Consider the following 20,452-nt stretch of genomic DNA (forward strand, 5'->3'; position numbering starts at 1 on the left):
TGTCAGGGCGGAACCCTAAGTGGCTGTTACCGCAGCAACGGATATACACACCAAAGCTAGGAAATCGCGTTACAACCTGAACTGCGCAAAATCCAGATTGGTGCCACCCGGCCGCATGTCCTGAAGATAGGAATCCTTGTCAGCGCTCAGTTCCAGGCTCAGGGCCGCCTTGCGCTTGCCCTGGTTGCGCACTTCCAAGCCTTCCATTTTCTCGCGCAGGAACACGGTCGGCACCTTCAGGTGCAGCAGCTCATCGGTCGCTGGCGTGTGCAGCAGCAGGTGAATCCATTCGTATTGACCGATGGCCAGGCGCGCCACCGGGATATCGAACCAGAAGATGTTGCGGTTACGGTTCAATTCGCTGAAGTGGCAGTTGTTGACGCCCAGTACGGCGCCGCCCAGTTCCTGGTTTCTGCGGGCGATGGCCTGCTTTTTATCGAGTTTCATAACGTTCCTACGAGATTGAAGCTTCAGGCCGCAGCCTGAATACGTGGGGCATTCTCGGGTGTGGATCGGCAAACATAAAGCGCAACCTGCATCTGACGATGAAATGCGCTGCTGAAAAAATGAAACTCCCCGCAAACGGACTCGGTCAACCCTTATGTAATGACTTTTCGTACAGTTGTTAACAGGGAGAGACATCATGGGTAGCACGAGCGATAAAGTGAAGGGCGTTGCCAACGAAGCCGTCGGCAACATCAAACAAGGCGTCGGCAAGGCCACCGACAATGACCGCATGCGCGCCGAGGGCGTGGTCCAGGAGAAAAAAGGTGAGGCCCAGCAAACCGTGGGCAAGGCCAAGGATGCAGTCAAGAAAGGCGTTGACGAGGCATAACCGGTGTGTTGAAAAAGCGATTGGAACGGCCATCCGCGGGTGGCCGTTTTCGTGTCGGCTCGAACTTGCTCCGGGGAAATTGTTCCAAAGTCGCCAAACAGGTTACTTTTGTCTTGGATAGCAACCCCGTGAGTCGCCAAGCGACCAGCCTTTATTTGCGGCGAAAGGAGACGCACATGATGTTCCCGGCCTTGAAAGGCTTGCCTTTGCATCGTGTGATGATGCGCACCGTGACTGAGTTTCTCGACGACGAGATGTCGACCTATGCCTCGGCATTGGCGTACCAAATGCTGTTTTCGCTATTTCCTTTCATTCTCTTTTTGATCGCGTTGATCGGCTTCCTGCACCTGCCGGACTTTTTCTCCTGGCTGCGCCTGCAATCGGAGCTGGTGCTGCCGCCCCAGGCCCTGGAGCAGGTCAATCCGGTGATCGACCAGCTCCAGCAATCCAAGGGCGGATTGTTGTCGGTGGGTATCGTCATTGCGTTGTGGACCGCCTCGGCGGGCGTGCGGCTGATGATGAGCGCGATGAATGCCGCCTATGATGTGGTGGAAGGCCGCCCGGCCTGGAAGCGCTTTCCGCTGTCGATCTTCTACACCATCGGCATCGCGGGCATGTTGCTGGCCGCTGCGGCGCTGATGGTGCTCGGACCGCAGGTGATGGGCTGGATTGCGGCCCAGGTCGGCCTGGAGGCGTTCATCGTCACGCTCTGGACGATCGTGCGCTGGCCGGTGATCGTGATCTTGCTGATGGTGGCTGTGGCGCTGATCTATTACGTGATGCCCGACGTCAAGCAGGAGTTTCGCTTCATCACCCCGGGGTCGGTGCTGGCGGTGGTGGTGTGGATCATCGCCTCCCTGGGCTTCGCGTTTTACGTCAAGACCTTTGCCAACTACAACGCCATGTATGGCAGCATCGGTGCGATCATCGTGTTGTTGCTGTATTTCTATATTTCTTCGGCGGTGCTGTTGCTCGGTGCGGAGATGAATGCGGTGATCGAGCACATGTCCACCGAGGGCAAGAACCCGGGCGAAAAGAGCGCGGGCGAGCACGAAAAACAGCATGTGTCGGGCCTGGGCCGCGACCATTCCATCCCTCACCCCCACCCTGACGAAGCCCGACCATGATCCGTGACATCCTGAAAATGGGCGACGAACGCCTGCTGCGCATCGCCCCGCCGGTGCCCGCCGACATGTTCGACAGCCCAGAATTGTGGCAATTGATCGACGACATGTTCCAGACCATGGAAAGCGTCGGTGGTGTCGGCCTGGCGGCGCCACAGATCGGCGTGGACCTGCAACTGGTGATCTTCGGCTTCGAGCACAGCGAGCGTTACCCCGACGCCGAGGCAGTGCCCCAGACCATCCTGATCAACCCGCTGATCACCCCGCTGGGCCCGCAGAGGGAAGAGGGCTTCGAAGGTTGCCTGTCGGTGCCGGGCCTGCGCGGGGCGGTCGAGCGCTACCAGCACATCCGCTACGAAGGCTTCGATCCCAAGGGTGAGCCGATCGTGCGTTACGCGTCGGGCTTTCATGCGCGGGTGGTGCAGCATGAATGCGATCACCTGATCGGGCGTTTGTACCCGTCGCGCATCAGTGATTTCAGCAAGTTCGGGTTTACCGAGGTGATGTTCCCGGATCTGGACCCGGCTGCAGACGATTGATCCCCCACCCCCGCTCCCACATTGGATCTGTAGTGCACTTCAGGATTTTGCAGGCGCAAGCCCCATCGCAATCATCGGCTTGCTGCGCGCATACCGGCTCAGGCGTTCGGCCATCGCATAGGGCAGTTCGGGGTCGAAGCTGAAACCACGCCGCTCATAAAACCCGCGCAAATCCGGGTGGCAGAACAGCCACACCGGCTCATTCACACCGTTCAACGCTTCGGCGATCAACCGTGCGGCGATGCCTTGTCCGCGGTACGCCGAGTCGACGAACAACCCTGTCAACCAATGCCCGCCCGACACTGGTCGCAGGCACAGGGCGGCGACGATCTCATCGCGTCGCGCCACCCAAAGCTGCGCGTCACGCACGGCTTTCATGGAGGATTGGTGGGCGCGATAGAACTTGTTCATCAGCGGCCAAAGCGATGCTTCGAGCGCTGCGTAATGGATTTCGGACATGGCAGGGTCGTGGGCGATAAGGGGAGGGCGATTATAAAAGAACGCAGGTGCGGCGATAGGTGTATACCTGACTTCACATCCCGTATGAGTGGAGTACGTATCATGGCCAAAGGCATGGATTCAAAAAAAGCGGCAAAGAAAAAACCGGCGAAGACTGCCGATGAAAAACGCGCCGACAAAAAAACCAAGAAGGTGAACCTGTTCGGTCATTGAACCGATAACGCTTCGGTTGGCCTCAGGATTGAGCTGGGGCGCCAACCCCCAGCTCAACCGCTGCGCCATGTGCCGAGGCTTAAAGCGAGGCGAGAAACATGTCCGTGGCCGAGGTTTTGTCGTCGGTGCGGCTCTCCTGGGCCTTTTCCACTTGTGCCATCGCCGACTTGTCCTGCATGCGCTGGGCAATCTCCTGGCTGACCGCCATCTGCTTCTCGGGCGGCATCGCCTCGAACTCTTCCTCAGAAATGCCCATCTCTTCGAGAATGCTGTCGCGCAGGCGCTCTTCGGGCGTCTTGCTCATGTAGTCCTTGAATTCTGCCGTCGCGGAGCCGCCAAGCGCCGTGGTTTCTTCCGACGCTGGTGAAGCGGCGGTCTGCAATTGCACGCGGGTCTTGGCGAACGCCTCGTCCACCTTGTCGCTGATGGCGGTGGCGGCGTTGACCTGTTGCGTGGCTTGTCGGGTGAAGGAATCCTGGACTTGGGCGGCGCCCTGGCTGGCCTGGGTCTGGACGTTATCGCGCAAGGCCTGCAACGCGGCGCTTTGCAGGCCGCTGGCGGCTTCGGCGGTGGGATCTTCGCCCGGGCGTTTGAGCGGCAAGACCATCGATTGCTGTTTTGCACTGACCAACATGATGAGCACCTGGAGGTAATGACTGAGCGATGGGCAGGAGCAATTCCCATGCCGTCGTCCCAAGGCCTCTATTCCAAGGGTTGTGGGCAGGCGCGGCGAGCGGGGCGGCCAACCCTTGCCGGTGGACGGCATGGATCGACCGCACCAGTGCAGAGGATCGGCTCAGGTGCTTTCGCGGACCTTGAGCTCAAAGCCCATGTCCACCACCGGCTGTGCGATGCGGTTGCCGGCCATCAACGTCAGCATCTGTTCGGCGGCGCGTCGGCCGATGGCTTCCCGTGGGGTGCTGATGCTGCTCAGGCGCGGCACCATGTGGGCCGAGGCGGGCAGGTCGTTGAAACCCAGGACCGAGACCTGCTCGGGGATCTTGATACCGCAGCGCAGCGCCTCCAACAAGGCGCCGTGGGCCAGGTCGTCGTTGCCGAAGAAGATCGCATCGACATCCGGGTGGTTGTCCAGCAATTGCAGGAACAATTCACCGCCCAGGCCTACCGATGACGGGCGCGGGGTCAGCAGTTCCAGGTCCGGGTCATACAGACCGGCTTTCTGCAGGGCGCGGCGAAAACCTTCGCCACGCAGCAGGGTGCGTTGGTCCAGTTGCGCGCCGATGTAGGCCAGGCGCTTGCGGCCTTTGGAAATCAGGTGCTCGGCCGCCGTTTCGCCGGCCTTGAGCTGGGAAAAACCGACGCAGTTGAGCCCGGCGCCGGGGTCCAGCTCCATCATGTACACGCACGGAATGTTGCTGGCCTCGATCATGCGGCGGGCGCTTTCGGTACGGTCGAAACCGGTCAGCAACAAGCCACGCGGCTGATAGGCCATGTAGTTGCGCAGCAGGTCTTCTTCCTCGTCCCGGGAGTAGTGGTAGTTGCCGATCACCACTTCGAAACCCTTGGGCCGCAGCACCCGATGAATGGCTTCCAGGGTGTCGATGAACAACAAGTTGGACAACGACGGCACCAGCACCACCACCGAATGGCTCTGGGCCGAAGCCAGGGCGCGGGCGGCGGGGTTGACGACGTAGTTGAGCTCCACGGCGGCCTGGCGGACTTTTTCCACCAGATCGATGGCTACGGTGCTGACGCCGCGCAAGGCACGGGAGGCGGTGATGGGGCTGACACCGGCCAGGCGTGCGACTTCGTTGAGCGTAGGGCGACCGGTGGTACGAGTATTCTTATCGTTTTTAGGGGCGGTCATCAGGGTGGCTTGCCAAACAAAAATCAAGGCACTAAGGTAGCGCTGTCTCGACGCGGCTGCAAATGCGTAAGTGGGGTTTGCCTGATCCCCGTGTGCTGGTGTCGTGAACGAACATGCTGCAACCACAAAAATGACAAGAAGGCGTCGGCAACTTCTGCTTTTGCTGCGGTGTCATAACTGGCAAAGGTAGCGCTGTCTGCGCGCTGAGGTGTTACATGAATAATCCCATCACCGCCCTGGTCATCATGGGCGTTGCCGGTTGCGGCAAAACTTGCGTCAGCCAGGCGCTGTGCCAGTTGAGCGGCGCCACCGCCATCGAAGGCGACACTTTCCACCCTGCGGCCAACATCCAGAAGATGAGCGCCGGTATTCCCTTGAACGACGACGACCGTGCCGGCTGGCTCGACAGCCTGTGCGATGAGTTGCGCCGTGTCGACGCCACGGGCGAGCGCCCGGTGCTGACCTGCTCGGCCCTCAAGCACAGTTACCGCGAGCGTCTGCGCAGCGCCTTGCCAGGCCTGGGCTTCATATTCCTTGAATTGACCCCCGAAGTGGCCGCCGACCGCGTTTCCCATCGTCCTGGCCATTTCATGCCGTCGACCCTGATCGACAGCCAGTTTGCCACCCTTCAATCCCCTGTCGGCGAGCCCCTGACCCTGGCTCTGGATGCGTCCAGCCATAGCGTTGAGGAACTGGCGCATCAGGCTTACGTCTGGTGGTTGGACCATGGTTTGAAGCTTGCCGGCTGAGTTTCAAAAAATTTGCGTCAGAAAGATAGCGCTACCCCGACGGCTAACCAATAACTGCTTCAATAACAACAACAAATCAGGAGACACCTCCCATGTTCGGCATGTCCCACGAGACGTTCCTGCTGCTTGATGCAGTGGTCACGGTGATCGGACTCATCATCCTCATCACCAAGTTCAAATTCCACCCGTTCATTGCACTGACCATCGCCGCCGCATTCCTCGGCCTGACGTCGGGCATGCCGACCGGCACCATCCTCAAGGCGTTCCAGGACGGCTTCGGTGGCGTGCTGGGTTTTGTCGGCATCATCCTGGCGCTGGGCACGATGCTTGGCAAAATGATGGCCGAGTCGGGCGGGGCCGATCAGATCGCCCAGACCCTGATCCGCGCCTTCGGCAAGGACAAGGTGCAGTGGGCCATGATGTTCGCCGCGTTCCTGGTGGGCATCCCGCTGTTCTTCGAAATCGGCTTCGTGCTGCTGATCCCACTGGTGTTCATCGTCGCGCGCCGCACCGGCGTGTCGATCATCAAGATCGGTATCCCGCTGCTGGCCGGTCTTTCCGCCGTCCACGGCCTGGTGCCGCCGCACCCGGGGCCGCTGCTGGCGATCGGGGTGTTTGGTGCCGACATCGGCAAGACCATTCTCTATGGCCTGATCGTGGCGCTGCCAACGGCCATCATTGCCGGGCCGATCTTCGGTACGTTCATTGCCAAGCACATCCCTGGCCATCCGAACCAGGAACTGGTGGACCAACTGGCCCGCGAGACGAGCTCCACCGAACTGCCAAGCTTCAGCATCACCCTGATCACCGTGCTGTCGCCGGTATTCCTGATGCTGCTCAAGACCTTCGCTGACGTGGCGCTGCCCGATGGCAACCTCTTCCGCGCCTGGATGGACATGATCGGCCACCCGATCTCGGCCTTGCTGCTGGCGCTGTTGCTGTCGCTGTACACCTTCGGCTACAAGCAGGGCATCGGTTCCAACCAGATGCTCAAATGGCTGGACGCCAGCCTTGCGCCGACCGCCGCGATCATCCTGATCATCGGTGCCGGTGGTGGCTTCAAGCAGATGCTGGTGACCAGTGGTGTGGGCGATGTGATCGGTCACATGGCGGTAAGTGCACAGATTTCCCCGATCCTGCTGGCGTGGCTGGTGGCTGCGGTGATCCGCATTGCCACAGGCTCGGCGACGGTAGCGACCATTACCGGTGCCGGGATCGTGGTGCCGGTGGTGGGGATGATGCCGGGTGTGAACCGTGAGCTGCTGGTGCTGGCGACCGGTGCCGGTTCGTTGATCCTGTCCCACGTCAACGACGCAGGCTTCTGGCTGGTCAAGCAGTACTTCAACATGACCGTGGCCGAAACCTTCAAGACCTGGACCGCGATGGAAACCATCCTGTCCGTGGTGGGGTTGATCTTTATCCTGCTGTTGTCGCTGGTGGTCTAAACCTGTGGGAGCGAGCTTGCTCGCGATGGCGGACTGACAATCGACTCTTTCGTTGACTGTTATGCCGCTATCGCGAGCAGGCTCGCTCCCACACTGGTTTCTGGTGATCAGAAGATCCAGGGTGGGAGCAAACTCCCACCGTTGGTTTTGAGTCAGGCGCCAGGTTTGTGTATCAACCCATCCGCCCGGAACATCCCGCGTATACCGCGCACCGCCTGGCGAATCCGGTCCTGGTTTTCGATCAGCGCGAAGCGCACGTGATCATCCCCATATTCCCCGAACCCCACCCCCGGCGAGACGCAGACCTTGGCTTCGGCCAGCAGCTTCTTGGCGAATTCCAGTGAGCCCAGGTGGGCATAGGCTTCGGGAATCTTGGCCCAGACGTACATCGACGCCTTGGGGTTTTCCACCATCCAGCCCAGTTCATGCAGGCCCTTGACCAGTACGTTGCGGCGTTGGCGGTACTGCTCGGCGATGTCGCGCACGCATTGCTGGTCGCCTTCGAGGGCGGCGATGGCGGCCACTTGCAGCGGGGTGAAGGTGCCGTAGTCGTGGTAGCTCTTGATTCGCGCCAGGGCGTTGACCAGTTCCGGGTTGCCCACCATGAAACCGATGCGCCAGCCGGCCATGTTGTAGCTCTTGGACAGGGTGAAGAACTCCACCGCGATGTCTTTCGCACCGGGCACCTGCATGATCGACGGGGCTTTCCAGCCGTCGTACACGATGTCGGCGTAGGCCAGGTCGTGGATCACCAATACGTCGTACTGCTTGGCCAGGGCGATGACCCGTTCGAAGAAATCCAGCTCCACGCACTGGGCGGTGGGGTTGGATGGGAAGCCGAGGATCATCATCTTCGGCTTGGGAATCGAGCCGCGGATGGCCCGCTCCAGTTCATCGAAGAAATCCACCCCTGGCACCAGCGGCACCGAACGCACCTGGGCGCCGGCGATCACGGCACCGTAGATGTGGATCGGATAGCTGGGGTTGGGCACCAGCACTGTGTCGCCCTGGTCCAGGGTCGCCAGCATCAGGTGGGCCAGGCCTTCCTTGGAACCGATGGTGACAATGGCTTCGGTTTCCGGGTCGATGTCCACCTCATAGCGGTCCTTGTACCAGCGCGAAATGGCGCGGCGCAGGCGCGGGATGCCTTTGGAGGTGGAATAGCCGTGGGTGTCTTCACGCTGGGCGACGGTGACCAGCTTTTCCACGATGTGCGGGGGTGTGGCGCCGTCGGGGTTACCCATGCTCAAGTCGATGATGTCTTCGCCGCGCCGACGCGCAGCCATCTTCAGCTCGGCAGTGATATTGAATACGTACGGGGGGAGTCGATCGATGCGCGCAAAGCGGCGCGGCGAACCTTGGTCGGCCATTGTTGCCTCGAGATACGTGAGCGCCCGGAACCGTCCGAGCGACGTTGGCCACTGCGGTGGCCTGCGGCGCAAGATAATCGGGCGGATATCGGATTGTCCAGTAGCGGTGCGCAACTATTTTCGACGACACTGTCGACCTCGCCACGCAGCCATCAACGCCGGCTGCGGGCAGTTGAATTCGCTGTACCCAATCGAACGGAATGAATGATGGAATTTTCCAGCGGTTTCCTGCTGAGTCTCTCCCTGTGCCTGGACATTGGCGTGGCCAATATCGCGATGATCACCCTGGCGATGCAGCGCGGTTATTTCCAGGGTTTCGCCCTGGGCCTGGGCACCTGCGTGGGCGACCTGGTCTACGCCGTCCTGGCCCTGGCGGGCATGACGGTCCTGCTGCAATACGAAGCGGTGCGCTGGGTGCTGTGGCTGGGTGGCTCGGTGCTGTTGCTGTATTTCGCGGCGAAGATGATCCATTCGGCGATCTATCACAGCGCCGTGCTCGCCGAGGCCAGCGAGGTGCAGGGCAACTCCTCGCGCCAGGAGTTCTTTCGCGGGATTTTCCTGGCCATGTCATCGCCCAGTGCCATCCTCTGGTTTGCTGCGGTGGGCGGTACGCTGATCGCGCGTTCGGGCGGCGGAACCTTGCTCAGCTCGGCGCTGTTCCTCAGCGGTTTTCTCTGCGCCGGGCTGTTGTGGTGCGCGGCCCTGTGCCTGGCGGCGACCCAGGGCGGCAAACTGTTGGGGGATAAACTGTTGCGTTACTCCTATTGGGCATCCGCGGCGATCTTCTGTTATTTCGCGGTGTACGTGATTGTTTCTGGGTACAACGAGTTCGTCGCAAAGGCCGTCGCCGGCGTCTTGCCGGGCATTTGACCAGCGAAACGACCCTGGCAATTACGGTTTGGCTTCTATACTGCCAAGCCCGACTTCACGTTTGCTGGAGTGTTGCCGCATGGAAAAGCACAAACGCGATTACACCGCCGAACCACGCTTTGAACAGGGACGTTTTCAGCTCATCGCCGGCTTTGGTGCCCGGTTTACCCAGGACACAGCCCAAGATATCCCTTTGCTCTGGGAAAAGTTCCTGCCCTGGCTCGGCAAAGTGCCAGGGCAGAAAGATGAAGTGACCTACGGGGTGTGTTGCAACCCAGACGGGAAGGGTGGGTTCGAATACATCGCCGGCGTGGAGATAGGCCGGCTCGACGATCTGCCGGAACAATACCGCTGGATCGAAATCCAGCCTGGGTATTACGCCGTCTTCGAACACAAGGGGCCGTTGAAACTACTACCGGACACGTTCCAATACATCTGGAACGAGTGGCTGCCGCATTCCGGCCATACCGCGGCGCAATTACCAGAGTTCGAGCGCTACAGCGAGGACTTCAATCCCAGGACCGGCGAAGGCACCCTGGAGATCTGGATACCGCTCAAGCCGAGCTGATCGTCGCTGCTTCAGTACAAGCTGGCCTGCACCCGCGCAGTTGCTTCACGGTCATAAGTCTCGGCATCGAATTGCCCATCATTCAAGCGCTTGTGGATCGCCCCGGCGCTGGGTAGGGCCGAGCGCTCGAGGTGGCGATGCGGGTTCCACAGGTCTGAGCGCACCATGGCTTTGGAACAATGGAAAAACGCCGCTTCGACCGCCACCAGCAGTACGGTGCGAGCCGGCTTGCCATTGACGGCAAAACGCTCCAGCAGTGCGGGTTCGGCGCTGATCCGGGCAGTACCGTTGACCCGCAAGGTCTCGCCAATTCCGGGAATGAGGAACAGCAGCGATACCCGCGGATCGTGCAGGACGTTGCGCAGGGTGTCGATGCGGTTGTTGCCGGGGCGATCCGGCAAGGCCAGGGTGCGCTCGTCGAGGACCTGCACGAAACCCGGCACATCGCCCCGGGGCGAGCTATCAAGTCCGTCGGGCCCTGCCGAACCGATGACCACCAGGGGTGAGGCCCGGACCATCGCCTGATAATCCTCGTTCAGGAAGGGGATCTGTTTGCGCACTGCCCGTTCGTGGGGCAGGCCATAAAGGGCTTCCAACTGTTCAATCGACGTCAACATCATCCATTCATCCCGAGTCTATGGGTCAAGGTCCATCAAAACACCAACCCCATCCGCCGCTCATAACCGATGCGGCCCTTGTAGGCTTCGCCAATGTCGACCCAGCCCAGCCGGGTGTACAGGCCGATGGCCGAGTCGTTATCGGCGTCAACCGAGAGCTCCAGCCCGCGGATTTCCGGCCAGGCGGCTCGCGCCACGGCGGGCAGCGCCTGCAGGCAGGCCTTGCCATAACCTTTGCCCTGGGCCCGATGGTCAACTTGCAGGGCATGCAGGGTGGCACTGTGTTCATTGGCCCAGGCGGGCAATACCGGCGGGCGCTTGAGCAGCAGGAAGGCCACCGGCACCTCTTCAGCCAAGAGCGCATACCCTTTGACCCCGGGGCTGGGCTTGGACAGCAGCGTGTGCAGGGCACCGTGGATATCGCCGGCGAACTTGATCTGTCCGGGATGGATTTCGATGGCGCTGACCTGTTCGCGTTGAAGCGGAGTCAGGTCTTCGTAGGGGACGAGCTGAGCGGTCACAAAAACGTCCGTTGTTTGCCAGCAGAATAGGATCTGGATTCTAACGAATTTTTTTCTTTGAATTATTTTTGTTGGGTTGTCGATTCGCGGTTTCTCCAAACGACAAAGGGTGTCTTCAACAAAAAACCTGCGGAGAATCACCATGAATACCCAAGCCACTGAAACTGAAATCCAGGCCCTGATCGACACCTATCGCCAAGCCGTCATGGCCAAGGACGTTGAAAAGGTCATGGCGCTCTATGACGAAGACATCGTCTCGTTCGATGCCATCCAGGCCTTGCAATTCAAGGGCAAGGCCGCTTACCGGGCCCATTGGCAAGCCTGCATGGAAATGTGCCCCGGCCCGCACAAGTTCGACTTCCATCAGGTCAAGATTACCCCGGCCGAGAACATCGCCTTCGCCCATTGGCTGGCCTATTGCGGCGGCACCAACGACAAAGGCGAGGAGCAGGCCTGCTGGATGCGCGTGACGGCCTGCTACCAGCGTGTAGCCGGGCAATGGCGGATCGTCCATGAACATTGGTCTGCGCCGTTCGACCCGATGGCGGGTACGACGCTGTTCGACCTGCAACCCTGATCGTCGGTTTTTTTGCCGAGCCTCATTCTGCCGTCCATAGTTGATCAGTCCTCTTACGGAGCCTTCCATGAAGTACCTATGCCTGGTGTATAGCAACGAACACACGCTGCACAACTCGCCCGACAGCCCGGAGGACGCCGAGTGCATGGCCTATGCCGAATCGATCCAGGGCAGTGGGCGCATGCTGGCCGCCGAAGCCCTGGAGTCGGTGCAGACCGCCACCACGGTGCGCATGCGCGCCGGCAAGCTGTCGATCACCGATGGCCCGTTCGCCGAAACCAAGGAGCAACTGGCGGGCTTCTACCTGATCGATGCCAAGGACCTCAACGAAGCCATCCAGGTCGCCGGCAATATCCCGGCGGCCCGGGTCGGCTGCGTCGAAGTGCGACCGGTACGCCAACTGAACCCCTGAACAACAAGCACAAACAGGATTTCATTCATGAACCTTGCAGCTGCCACTTACGCGTTATCCATCAGCCGAATGATCGACGCCCCGCGTCAGAAAATTTTCCGCGCCTGGACCGAGCCAGCCTTGCTGGTCCAATGGTGGGGGCCCCATGGCATGACCACGCCTGAGTGTGAAATGGACCTGTGGGTCGGCGGTCAATTTCGCACCCTGATGCGCGCGCCCGACGGCAGTGAATACCCGACCATGGGCGTGTTCCTGGAAATCCTCGCCCCGCAGCGCCTGGTGTTCACTGACGCGTTCGTGCCTGGCTGGATTCCCTCCGGCAAGGCCTTCATGACCGCTGAGGTACTGCTCGAGGAGGTGGACGGTAAAACCCGTTACACCGCCCGTGCCCTGCATTGGAGCGAGGAGGATCGTCAGGCACACGAAGCCATGGGCTTCCATGAGGGGTGGGGCCAGAGCCTGGACCGGCTTGAAGCATTGGTTACCCAAGGCATGCCCGACTGATGTCGGCCGAAACGGTCAAGGCGCGGGTCGAGCAGGTTTATCGGCAAGACTCGCGGCGGATCCTGGCGACACTGATTCGCCTGCTGGGAGACTTCGACCTCGCCGAAGAAGCTTTGCATGAGGCCTTCTTCATTGCGGTCGAGCGCTGGCAGCGCGACGGGGTGCCGGACAACCCGCGAGCCTGGCTGGTGTCTGCCGGGCGTTTCAAGGCCATCGACGGTTTGCGCCGGCGCGCGCGTTTTGCCGCGTCCCGTCCGCTGTTGATCGCCCAACTCGAGGAGCTGGAGCAGGCCGATTGGAGTGATGAGGACGTGGAAGACGATCGTCTGCGGCTGATTTTCACCTGTTGCCATCCGGCCCTGGCCGCCGATGCCCAGGTGCCCCTGACGCTGCGGGAAGTCTGTGACTTGACCACCGAGCAAATCGCCCGGGCTTTCCTCGCCGCCCCGGCGGCCATTGCCCAGCGCATCGTGCGGGCCAAGGCGAAAATTCGCGATGCCAGGATCCCCTACCAGGTGCCGTCCCGCGCGGAGCTGCCGGAACGGCTGGACAGCGTGCTGCGGGTGATCTATCTGGTGTTCAACGAAGGTTATTCGGCCTCGATGGGTGCAGAGCTGACCCGCGAGGACCTGACGCGCGAAGCCATCCGCCTCGGGCGCCTGCTGATGGAGTTGCTGCCCGAGGCCGAGGTCATGGGATTGCTGGCGTTGATGCTGCTGCACGAATCCCGGCGCCCGGCACGAACGTCATCGACCGGTGAACTGATCCTGCTGGATGAACAGGTGCGATCCTTGTGGGACGCCGAGCTGATCACCGAGGGCTGTGCGTTGGTGGAAGCCGCGCTGAAGACCCGCCGGTTCGGGCCGTATTGCCTGCAAGCGGCGATTGCGGCGGTGCATGCCGAAGCGCCGGCGGCAGAGCAGACCGATTGGCCGCAGATCGTCGGGCTTTATGATGTGCTGCTGCGCGCGGTGCCGTCGCCGGTGATCGAACTCAACCGTGCCGCCGCCCTGGCCAAGCGCGATGGGCCAGAGGCTGGCTTGCGCCTGGTCGAGGCGATCCTGGGGCGTGGGGAGTTACTCGACTATCACTTGGCCTACTCGGCGCAGGCGGAATTCTGTCGTCAACTGGGACGATTGGACGAGGCGAGGGCGGCGTATCGACGCGCGCTTGAGTTGACGCAGCAATTGCCGGAGCGGCGGTTTATCGAAGGGCGGCTTGCGGGGTTGCAGTGATGACTCACCAAGGGCCAGCAAGCACCGAAATCTGTGGCGAGGGGATTTATCCCCGTTGGATTGCGAAGCAATCCTGAAATTCTGTGTAGCGCCGACGGTTGTTGGCGAGCGCTGCGCACTCGGGCGGGGATAAATCCCCTCGCCACAAGAACGGTTTTCGGCTCTATTTCTCCTGAGTGACGGGCATCAGACAAAAAAAGGCGACCCGAAGGTCGCCTTTTTTAGTCGCCGATGTTGATCAGAACTCGTGATCAGCGCTGTCCGGGTTCAGGTCGCTGATGCCCAGCTTGCCCGCAGCCTGTTCGATCGCACCGGTCTGCTTGACCAGTGCGGCGATGGCATCGCGCACGATCTGGTTGCCGGCAGTGTTGCCGGCGGCGATCAGTTGGTCGTAGTGCTCGCCTTTGTTGGCGTGATCGACCATGACCTGGATCTTGGCCTCGGTGTCGGCCAGGTCGGCCTTGAGCGCGGTGTCCGCGGCCGGATCGGCCTTGGCGATCAGGGACGACAGGCTCGCGCCGGTCATCTTGGTGCCGTCGACGCGAGTGTATTCGCCCAGGTACACGTTACGTACGCCCTTGGCATCGTAGAAGTGCGAGTTATGGGTGTTGTCGCTGAAGCAATCCTGCTCGTCTTCTGGCGAGTTGGCTTCCAGGGACACCTTCATGCGCTCGCCCGCCAGTTCACCCAGGGACAGGCTGCCCATGCCGAACAGCATCTTGCGCAGGCCGCTTTCGGCGGGTTCGGCTTCCAGGGTGGCGCGGTAGTTGTCGGCCACGTTCGGCTTCCAGTTGCCGACCATCTCTTCCAGGTCGTTGACCAGCAATTGGGTCACGGACTTGAGGTAGGCACGACGCCGGTCGTTGTGGCCACCGGTGGCGCCGGCACCTTCCAGGTAGTCGGACGCCGGGCGGTTGCCGGCACCCGGGCCGGTGCCGTTGAGGTCTTGGCCCCACAGCAGGAATTCGATGGCGTGGTAGCCGGTGGCGACGTTGGCCTCGGAACCACCCAGCTCGTTCAGGCCGGCGAGTTTTTCCGGGGTGATGTCTTTCACGTCGACCTTGTCTTCGCCGACCTGTACTTCGGTGTTGGCGATGATGTTGGCGGAGGCGCCCGGGTTACCCAAGGCGTGCTCGTAGGATTTGTCGACGTAGTCGATCAGGCCCTCGTCCAGGGGCCAGGCGTTCACTTGGCCTTCCCAGTCGTCGATGATGGTGTTGCCGAAGCGGAACACTTCGCTTTGCAGGTAAGGCACGCGTGCGGCGACCCAGGCAGCCTTGGCGGCGTTCAGGGTCTCGGCGTTCGGCTTGGCCAGGAACGCGTCGACGGCGGTTTGCAGGGTTTTTGCCGTGGATTCGGCATCGCTGTAGACGGCGTAGACGATGTCGGCATAGTGCGCGACAACGGCCTTGGCGGCAGCTTCGTCGATTTTGCCGGCAGCAGCAGGGGCGACCGGTGCCGTGGTGCTGGCGGCAGGCGTTGGCGCTTGCGGCGCGGCGGCCTTGTCTTTGCCTTCGCCGCAACCGGCGAGGGAAATAGCGATGGCCAGCAGACTGGCGGTAGCCAGGGGCATACGAATCATGGCGAACATCCTGCTTCGGTAATGGATGGGACAGGCGCGAGGGTGCGCAAAACTGCGACATAATGCGAAAGATTTGCATTATGTGTAAAGGGTGCAGGTGTAAATATTTCTTATTTGATGATACGAGATGGCGCCTGCAGGCACGTCCGTAGGAGCTGTCGAGCGAAGCGAGGCTGCGATCTATGCGCTGACGCTTGAATCCCAAGCGAACAAACCAAAGATCGCAGGCTTCGCCAGCGCCTACAAAGGCCTGGCGCCCGGGGGAGAAATCAGATGATGGAAACCTTGCTACGCTCGGCCTGCTTCAGATAAGCGCCCAGTTCCCGTGCCGGCAGCGGTTTGCTGTAGTAATAGCCCTGACCTTCGTGGCAGCCTTCGGCGATGATGTAGGCTTCCTGCTCGACCGTTTCGACGCCCTCGGCAATGACCTGCATCCCCAGGCTCTTGCCCAACTGGATGATGGCCCGGACGATGGTTGCATCGTCCTCGTCGTCGAGCAGGTCCTGGACGAAGCTCTTGTCGATCTTGATCTTGTCCAGCGGCAGGCTCTTGAGGTAGCTCAGGGACGAATAGCCGGTCCCGAAGTCATCGATGGCAATCAGCGCCCCGGAGCGGCGCAGGCTCAGCAAGTGCTGGGCAGCGGTGGTGATGTCTTCCATCAGGCCGGTCTCGGTGACCTCCAGCTCCAGGCTGCGCGGCGGCAGCCGGTACATCTGCAGGAGATTGTTCACCACCCGCGGCAGTTCGGCGTGGTGCAGTTGCACCGTCGACAGGTTGACCGCCATGCGCAGGTCGAGGAAGCCCTGGTCGTGCCATTCGCGCAACTGCCTGCAAGCCTGGTCCAATACCCATTCACCGATGGCGATAATGGTGCCGTTCTGCTCGGCCAGGGGAATGAACAAGTCCGGCGGCACCAGGCCGTGCTCGGGATGGTGCCAGCGGATCAGGGCTTCGGTGCCCACCACCCGTAGGTCGCGGTAGCTGATCTGCGGCTGGTACACCAGGCTGAACTGCTCGAGGGCCAGGGCCTCGCGCAGGTCTTTCTCCAGTTCGCGACGGCGGCGCATCTCACTGTCGACGCTGGCAATGTAGAACTGGTAGCGATTGCGCGAGCGGCTCTTGGCCAGGGTCATAGTCTGTTCGGCTTTCTGCAACAGTTTCTCGGTGCTGTCGCCGTCTTCGGGGAACAGAGTGATGCCGATGGTGGCCCGCAGGCGGATTTGCTGATCGTCGATGACGAATGGTGCTTCCAGGTCATCAAGGATGCTCTGGGCCAGTTCAGCGGCCTCGTAAGGCTGCTCGATGTCGGCCTGGACCAGGGCGAACTGGTCGCCCCCCAGCCGTGCCAGTGCGCCGAGCCGACCACTGTGGGCTCGCAGCCGATCGGCCAGGGCCAACAGCAGTTGGTCGCCGGTCTGATAGCTGAACTGTTCGTTGATGCCCTTGAAATCATCCAGCCCCACACACAACACCGCCACCCGGCGTTGCAGGCGCCCGGCATCTACCAGGATCTTGTCCAGTTGCTGTTGCAACTGCTGGCGGTTGGGCAGGCCGGTGAGGAAGTCGTACTGGGCCATGCGCAACAGGCTGTTTTCCGCTTCGTGGCGCAGGTGCGTGTTGCGCTCGATGGATTCGAGCAGTTGGTTGGCCGTATTGATCCACAGGCCCAGCTCGTTTTGCTCGTGGCCGCGCAACTGCGGGATCTTGTGCGCGCTGGGGCGATCAGGGTTGATTTCGGTCAGGTGCTCGATGATCCGCGACAACGGTTTGGTCAGCAGCCAGTGATAGACCAGGTACAACACCAGGCCCATGGCCAGGGCCCGTAGCATCCCGGAAATGAAAATGATCACCGAACTGATGATGAAGCCCTCGCCGTAGGTGGCGGTGTCGAGGGTAATGCTCAGGTCGCCGTAATATTCGCTGTAGGGCCCGCGTCCCACCAGTTGTGTGGTGAAGGTGCGCTCCTTGCCCAGGATCAGGTCGGTCAGCCAGCGGCTCTCGGAGTGCTGCAAGGGCCGGGTTTTTTCGGCGAGCATGGTTTCGCGGGGATGGCCGATGGAAGCCATGCGTACGGCTTCGTCCTGGAACAGGCCCTCGATCACCTGCATGCCCATCTCCCGGTCCAGGCTGTAGACGGCCTGGGTCGAAGGATCGCGGAACATGTCGAGGATCCGCTGGGCGTCACTGGCGACGGCCTGGTTGGTTTTGTAGGCATCGAACACGATCTGGGCGCAGCTCAAGACCATGCCAACGATCAATGCCGAGAGGAGCACGACCCGGAGCAACTTCACAGACAAGCTGTTCTTGAGTTCCAGCTTCAAAGAGTGGTTCCTTGTTCCGTGCGGGTAGCGTCAAGTTGCCATGAGTATTGGCAATCCTGTGATGTCAGTCAAAGGGACAATCAAACACAAGGGTTTTCGCTTGAAACCTGACCGATGTACGTTTTTTCCAGAGTGATTGCTCTACGACCATTGTGTCGGTTGGAAGGGGCCGCAACTTGAGGCCTCCAGGGATTTTTTCTTGGGTTCCAGGCCCTGGGTATTTGCCTGCGGTCATTTTTGCCCGGCAAAAAAAACCCGGCACGATGCCGGGTTCTCTTGTCTGGCATCGGCGCTTAGGCGGTGAAGGCTTTGCCTTCGAACTGCTCGGCGACGAATTTCCAGTTGACCAGGTTCCAGAACGCTTCGACGTATTTCGGACGAACGTTGCGGTAGTCGATGTAGTAGGCGTGTTCCCAAACGTCGCAGGTCAGCAGCGGAGTGTCGCCGCTGGTCAGCGGGTTGCCGGCGCCGATGGTGCTGGCCAGGGCCAGGGAACCGTCAGCCTTTTTCACCAGCCAGCCCCAGCCGGAACCGAAGGTGCCGATGGACGTCTTGCTGAATTCTTCCTTGAACTTGTCGAACGAACCGAAGGCCTTGTCGATGGCTTCAGCCAGTGCGCCGGTTGGTTGACCGCCGGCGTTTGGCGCCAGGCAGTTCCAGTAGAAAGTGTGGTTCCAGACCTGAGCGGCGTTGTTGAAGATACCGCCCGAGGAAGTCTTGACGATTTCTTCCAGGGTCTTGCCTTCGAACTCGGTGCCAGGCACCAGGTTGTTCAGGTTCACGACATAGGTGTTGTGGTGCTTGTCGTGGTGGTATTCCAGAGTCTCTTTGGAGATGTGCGGCTGCAGTGCATCGTGTGGATAGGGCAGCGGCGGCAATTCGAAAGCCATGGTGATTCTCCTAATCAGGTCAGTTGCGGTGAGCGCAAGGCCGATCACGGGCGGCCAGACTAGCGCCGGGGAGTTTGTACTCTTTGCGGCGCAGGAGTCGGATCATAGCACCGGGGGTGCGGCATAACCACGCAACAACTGTGTGGAATAGAGGTTCCAGAGCGGTTTGGAATAATCAGCCGTTGACGATCAATTGCACCGCCACGGTAAACATCATCACCGCCACCAGCAGGTCGAGAATCCGCCAGGTGCTTGGCCGAGCCAACCAGGGGGCCAGCCACGCCGCGCCGAAGGCCAGGGTGAAGAACCACAGCAGCGAGGCACTGGCCGCGCCCACGACATAGGCGCCGGGCACGCTCTGCTGGGCACCGAGGGAACCGATCAGCAGCACGGTGTCGAGGTAGACGTGGGGGTTGAGCAGCGTCACCGCCAGCGCACTGAGCAGCACCGCCCGCAGCGAGCGCACGGCCTGGTTTTCGCCCTGTTGCAGGCTTTGCTTCGAGCAGGCCCGGCGCAGGGCCAGGCTGGCGTACCAGAGCAGGAACGCCGCGCCTCCCCAGCGGGCTATCGACAGCAGCAACGGACTCTGGGCCAGCAAGGTCGCCAAGCCGAAAACCCCGGCGGCGACCAGCAGCGCATCGAACGTGACGCACAGCGCCGCCACGGGTAGATGATGTTCGCGGCGCAGGCTCTGGGCCAGCACAAATGCGTTCTGGGCGCCGATGGCCATGATCAGCCCGAGGGCCACCAGCAGGCCGTTCATATAACTTTGCCACATAGGTTTGATCCCCGGTTTGTGTACGAATGCTGGCCATTCTCCTGTGAAGAGTTGTATAAGAAAAACCAATCCTGCTGATCGCTCATTAGGAAAACTGATGTTCGACTACAAATTGCTCTCCGCCCTGGCTGCCGTCGTCGAGCAGGCCGGTTTCGAGCGCGCGGCCCAGGTATTGGGTTTGTCGCAATCGGCCATTTCCCAACGGATCAAACTGCTGGAAGCGCGCGTCGGCCAGCCCGTGCTGGTACGTGCCACGCCGCCGGCACCCACGGAGATCGGCCGCCGGCTGCTCAATCACGTGCAACAGGTGCGCCTGCTTGAGCGCGACCTGCAAAGCCTGGTGCCGGCCCTGGATGAAGAGGGCCTGCCGGAGCGTTTGCGCATCGCCTTGAACGCCGACAGCCTGGCAACCTGGTGGGCGGCGGCCGTGGGCGATTTCTGCGCCGAGCATCACCTGCTGCTTGACCTGGTGGTGGAGGACCAGACCGTTGGCCTCAAGCGCATGCGCGCCGGTGAGGTGGCGGCGTGTGTCTGCGCCAGCGAACGTCCGGTGGCGGGCGCCCGTAGTGTTTTGCTGGGGGCGATGCGCTACCGGGCGCTGGCCAGCCCGGCATTCATCGCCCGGCATTTCCCCGGCGGGGTGCGGGCCGATCAACTGGCCCGTGCGCCGGCATTGGTGTTTGGCCCGGATGATTTCCTGCAGCATCGCTACCTCGCGTCCGTGGGCGTGGAGGGCGGTTTCGAGCATCATCTGTGCCCCTCGTCCGAAGGTTTCATACGTCTTGCTGAAATCGGACTGGGCTGGGGGCTCGTGCCGGAACTGCAAGCGCGCGAACAGCTGGAGCGAGGCGTGCTGGTGGAGTTGCTGGCAGATAAACCGATCGATGTGCCGCTGTACTGGCATCATTGGCGCAATGGCGGGCAGTTGCTCGGCTTGTTGACCGAGCAGTTGATCCGCTCCTCCCGGCAGTGGCTGGTGCCTTGGGAGGCGCCGTAGACGTCAAGCTGCAGGTAA

23 protein-coding genes are annotated in these 20,452 nt (G+C 61.2%); 12 read left to right on the forward strand and 11 right to left on the reverse strand.

All coding sequences use genetic code 11. The annotated features are described in order from the left end of the window. Positions 1-69 precede the first annotated feature (69 nt). Positions 70-447, reverse strand: a complete 378-nt coding sequence (locus GFU70_RS06450; protein WP_030139341.1) for a hypothetical protein — start codon at positions 445-447, stop codon at positions 70-72. Between the two features lie 196 nt (positions 448-643). Here GFU70_RS06450 and GFU70_RS06455 point away from each other — a divergent pair, with 196 nt between their 5' ends. The 3 genes from GFU70_RS06455 to def all read left to right on the forward strand — a co-directional run bounded on the left by GFU70_RS06455 (position 644) and on the right by def (position 2,498). Further along, positions 644-835 carry a CsbD family protein gene (locus tag GFU70_RS06455; protein ID WP_058545733.1) on the forward strand — a complete coding sequence of 64 codons (192 nt, stop codon included), beginning with the start codon at positions 644-646 and terminating at the stop codon, positions 833-835. Positions 836-1,011: 176 nt separating this feature from the next. Continuing rightward, positions 1,012-1,962 (forward strand): YihY/virulence factor BrkB family protein, encoded by a 951-nt coding sequence (locus GFU70_RS06460; protein ID WP_058545732.1) that lies wholly within the window; start codon positions 1,012-1,014, stop codon positions 1,960-1,962. Beyond that, on the forward strand, positions 1,959-2,498 hold the full coding sequence (gene def, locus GFU70_RS06465; protein WP_058545731.1) for a peptide deformylase: 540 nt from the start codon (positions 1,959-1,961) through the stop codon (positions 2,496-2,498). Before GFU70_RS06460 ends, def begins: the two co-directional genes overlap by 4 nt. Before the next feature lie 39 nt (positions 2,499-2,537). Here def and GFU70_RS06470 read toward each other — a convergent pair whose 3' ends face one another. The 3 genes from GFU70_RS06470 to GFU70_RS06480 all read right to left on the reverse strand — a co-directional run bounded on the left by GFU70_RS06470 (position 2,538) and on the right by GFU70_RS06480 (position 4,998). Continuing rightward, a complete protein-coding gene (locus GFU70_RS06470) occupies positions 2,538-2,957 on the reverse strand; it encodes a GNAT family N-acetyltransferase (protein ID WP_153387753.1) in 420 nt (139 codons plus the stop codon). Between the two features lie 292 nt (positions 2,958-3,249). Continuing rightward, positions 3,250-3,804 carry a hypothetical protein gene (locus tag GFU70_RS06475; RefSeq protein WP_058545729.1) on the reverse strand — a complete coding sequence of 185 codons (555 nt, stop codon included), beginning with the start codon at positions 3,802-3,804 and terminating at the stop codon, positions 3,250-3,252. 162 nt (positions 3,805-3,966) lie between these two features. Then, positions 3,967-4,998, reverse strand: coding sequence for a LacI family DNA-binding transcriptional regulator (locus GFU70_RS06480; protein WP_153387754.1), 1,032 nt, complete (start codon positions 4,996-4,998; stop codon positions 3,967-3,969). 215 nt (positions 4,999-5,213) lie between these two features. On the opposite strand from GFU70_RS06480, the gene GFU70_RS06485 reads away from it, so the two are divergent. After that, on the forward strand, positions 5,214-5,747 hold the full coding sequence (locus tag GFU70_RS06485; protein ID WP_058545727.1) for a gluconokinase: 534 nt from the start codon (positions 5,214-5,216) through the stop codon (positions 5,745-5,747). Positions 5,748-5,839: 92 nt separating this feature from the next. Further along, a complete protein-coding gene (locus tag GFU70_RS06490) occupies positions 5,840-7,192 on the forward strand; it encodes a GntP family permease (protein ID WP_058545726.1) in 1,353 nt (450 codons plus the stop codon). Between the two features lie 152 nt (positions 7,193-7,344). Here the strand turns inward: GFU70_RS06490 and alaC are convergent, their stop codons facing one another. Then, positions 7,345-8,562, reverse strand: a complete 1,218-nt coding sequence (gene alaC, locus GFU70_RS06495; protein WP_153387755.1) for an alanine transaminase — start codon at positions 8,560-8,562, stop codon at positions 7,345-7,347. 207 nt (positions 8,563-8,769) lie between these two features. Here alaC and GFU70_RS06500 point away from each other — a divergent pair, with 207 nt between their 5' ends. Further along, positions 8,770-9,432 (forward strand): LysE family translocator, encoded by a 663-nt coding sequence (locus tag GFU70_RS06500; RefSeq protein ID WP_116643018.1) that lies wholly within the window; start codon positions 8,770-8,772, stop codon positions 9,430-9,432. 79 nt (positions 9,433-9,511) lie between these two features. Further along, positions 9,512-10,000, forward strand: a complete 489-nt coding sequence (locus GFU70_RS06505) for a GyrI-like domain-containing protein (protein WP_116643017.1) — start codon at positions 9,512-9,514, stop codon at positions 9,998-10,000. Between the two features lie 11 nt (positions 10,001-10,011). On the opposite strand, the gene GFU70_RS06510 is transcribed toward GFU70_RS06505, so the two are convergent. After that, a complete protein-coding gene (locus tag GFU70_RS06510) occupies positions 10,012-10,617 on the reverse strand; it encodes a pyridoxamine 5'-phosphate oxidase family protein (protein WP_116643804.1) in 606 nt (201 codons plus the stop codon). A 35-nt stretch (positions 10,618-10,652) separates the two neighbouring features. Then, positions 10,653-11,138, reverse strand: coding sequence for a GNAT family N-acetyltransferase (locus GFU70_RS06515; protein ID WP_058545722.1), 486 nt, complete (start codon positions 11,136-11,138; stop codon positions 10,653-10,655). Between the two features lie 142 nt (positions 11,139-11,280). Between GFU70_RS06515 and GFU70_RS06520 the strand changes: the two genes are divergently transcribed. The 4 genes from GFU70_RS06520 (at position 11,281) to GFU70_RS28890 (ending at position 13,866) form a co-directional block, all read left to right on the forward strand. Continuing rightward, on the forward strand, positions 11,281-11,715 hold the full coding sequence (locus GFU70_RS06520; RefSeq protein WP_058545721.1) for a YybH family protein: 435 nt from the start codon (positions 11,281-11,283) through the stop codon (positions 11,713-11,715). A gap of 67 nt (positions 11,716-11,782) precedes the next feature. Next, positions 11,783-12,127 carry a YciI family protein gene (locus GFU70_RS06525; RefSeq protein WP_058545720.1) on the forward strand — a complete coding sequence of 115 codons (345 nt, stop codon included), beginning with the start codon at positions 11,783-11,785 and terminating at the stop codon, positions 12,125-12,127. Positions 12,128-12,154: 27 nt separating this feature from the next. After that, positions 12,155-12,631, forward strand: a complete 477-nt coding sequence (locus tag GFU70_RS06530) for an SRPBCC family protein (RefSeq protein ID WP_058545719.1) — start codon at positions 12,155-12,157, stop codon at positions 12,629-12,631. Further along, positions 12,631-13,866 (forward strand): RNA polymerase sigma factor, encoded by a 1,236-nt coding sequence (locus GFU70_RS28890; RefSeq protein ID WP_058545718.1) that lies wholly within the window; start codon positions 12,631-12,633, stop codon positions 13,864-13,866. The genes GFU70_RS06530 and GFU70_RS28890 overlap by 1 nt, the downstream gene beginning before the upstream one ends. A 238-nt stretch (positions 13,867-14,104) precedes the next feature. Here GFU70_RS28890 and GFU70_RS06540 read toward each other — a convergent pair whose 3' ends face one another. The 4 genes from GFU70_RS06540 to GFU70_RS06555 all read right to left on the reverse strand — a co-directional run bounded on the left by GFU70_RS06540 (position 14,105) and on the right by GFU70_RS06555 (position 19,437). Then, positions 14,105-15,448, reverse strand: a complete 1,344-nt coding sequence (locus GFU70_RS06540) for an imelysin family protein (protein WP_153387756.1) — start codon at positions 15,446-15,448, stop codon at positions 14,105-14,107. Positions 15,449-15,717: 269 nt separating this feature from the next. Further along, a complete protein-coding gene (locus tag GFU70_RS06545; protein ID WP_058545716.1) occupies positions 15,718-17,769 on the reverse strand; it encodes a putative bifunctional diguanylate cyclase/phosphodiesterase in 2,052 nt (683 codons plus the stop codon). 293 nt (positions 17,770-18,062) lie between these two features. Next, positions 18,063-18,659, reverse strand: coding sequence for a superoxide dismutase (locus tag GFU70_RS06550; RefSeq protein ID WP_058545715.1), 597 nt, complete (start codon positions 18,657-18,659; stop codon positions 18,063-18,065). 175 nt (positions 18,660-18,834) lie between these two features. Then, the gene (locus GFU70_RS06555) at positions 18,835-19,437 is read right to left on the reverse strand and encodes a LysE/ArgO family amino acid transporter (protein WP_058545714.1); all 603 of its coding nucleotides are present in this window, start codon (positions 19,435-19,437) and stop codon (positions 18,835-18,837) included. 97 nt (positions 19,438-19,534) lie between these two features. On the opposite strand from GFU70_RS06555, the gene GFU70_RS06560 reads away from it, so the two are divergent. Next, the gene (locus GFU70_RS06560; RefSeq protein WP_058545713.1) at positions 19,535-20,434 is read left to right on the forward strand and encodes a LysR family transcriptional regulator ArgP; all 900 of its coding nucleotides are present in this window, start codon (positions 19,535-19,537) and stop codon (positions 20,432-20,434) included. Positions 20,435-20,452 lie beyond the last annotated feature (18 nt).

This window comes from Pseudomonas brassicacearum, from assembly GCF_009601685.2.
GTDB lineage: Bacteria > Pseudomonadota > Gammaproteobacteria > Pseudomonadales > Pseudomonadaceae > Aquipseudomonas > Aquipseudomonas kilonensis_B.

Coding starts and splice junctions, on each gene's coding strand:
- GFU70_RS06475 (WP_058545729.1), bottom strand. CDS start 3,804: ATGTTGGTCAGTGCAAAACAGCAATCGATGGTCTTGCCGCTCAAACGC.
- GFU70_RS06530 (WP_058545719.1), top strand. CDS start 12,155: ATGAACCTTGCAGCTGCCACTTACGCGTTATCCATCAGCCGAATGATC.
- GFU70_RS06480 (WP_153387754.1), bottom strand. CDS start 4,998: ATGACCGCCCCTAAAAACGATAAGAATACTCGTACCACCGGTCGCCCT.
- GFU70_RS06505 (WP_116643017.1), top strand. CDS start 9,512: ATGGAAAAGCACAAACGCGATTACACCGCCGAACCACGCTTTGAACAG.
- GFU70_RS06560 (WP_058545713.1), top strand. CDS start 19,535: ATGTTCGACTACAAATTGCTCTCCGCCCTGGCTGCCGTCGTCGAGCAG.
- GFU70_RS06470 (WP_153387753.1), bottom strand. CDS start 2,957: ATGTCCGAAATCCATTACGCAGCGCTCGAAGCATCGCTTTGGCCGCTG.
- GFU70_RS28890 (WP_058545718.1), top strand. CDS start 12,631: ATGTCGGCCGAAACGGTCAAGGCGCGGGTCGAGCAGGTTTATCGGCAA.
- GFU70_RS06520 (WP_058545721.1), top strand. CDS start 11,281: ATGAATACCCAAGCCACTGAAACTGAAATCCAGGCCCTGATCGACACC.
- GFU70_RS06550 (WP_058545715.1), bottom strand. CDS start 18,659: ATGGCTTTCGAATTGCCGCCGCTGCCCTATCCACACGATGCACTGCAG.
- GFU70_RS06490 (WP_058545726.1), top strand. CDS start 5,840: ATGTTCGGCATGTCCCACGAGACGTTCCTGCTGCTTGATGCAGTGGTC.
- GFU70_RS06555 (WP_058545714.1), bottom strand. CDS start 19,437: ATGTGGCAAAGTTATATGAACGGCCTGCTGGTGGCCCTCGGGCTGATC.
- GFU70_RS06485 (WP_058545727.1), top strand. CDS start 5,214: ATGAATAATCCCATCACCGCCCTGGTCATCATGGGCGTTGCCGGTTGC.
- GFU70_RS06540 (WP_153387756.1), bottom strand. CDS start 15,448: ATGATTCGTATGCCCCTGGCTACCGCCAGTCTGCTGGCCATCGCTATT.
- GFU70_RS06510 (WP_116643804.1), bottom strand. CDS start 10,617: ATGTTGACGTCGATTGAACAGTTGGAAGCCCTTTATGGCCTGCCCCAC.
- alaC (WP_153387755.1), bottom strand. CDS start 8,562: ATGGCCGACCAAGGTTCGCCGCGCCGCTTTGCGCGCATCGATCGACTC.
- def (WP_058545731.1), top strand. CDS start 1,959: ATGATCCGTGACATCCTGAAAATGGGCGACGAACGCCTGCTGCGCATC.
- GFU70_RS06460 (WP_058545732.1), top strand. CDS start 1,012: ATGATGTTCCCGGCCTTGAAAGGCTTGCCTTTGCATCGTGTGATGATG.
- GFU70_RS06450 (WP_030139341.1), bottom strand. CDS start 447: ATGAAACTCGATAAAAAGCAGGCCATCGCCCGCAGAAACCAGGAACTG.
- GFU70_RS06455 (WP_058545733.1), top strand. CDS start 644: ATGGGTAGCACGAGCGATAAAGTGAAGGGCGTTGCCAACGAAGCCGTC.
- GFU70_RS06500 (WP_116643018.1), top strand. CDS start 8,770: ATGGAATTTTCCAGCGGTTTCCTGCTGAGTCTCTCCCTGTGCCTGGAC.
- GFU70_RS06525 (WP_058545720.1), top strand. CDS start 11,783: ATGAAGTACCTATGCCTGGTGTATAGCAACGAACACACGCTGCACAAC.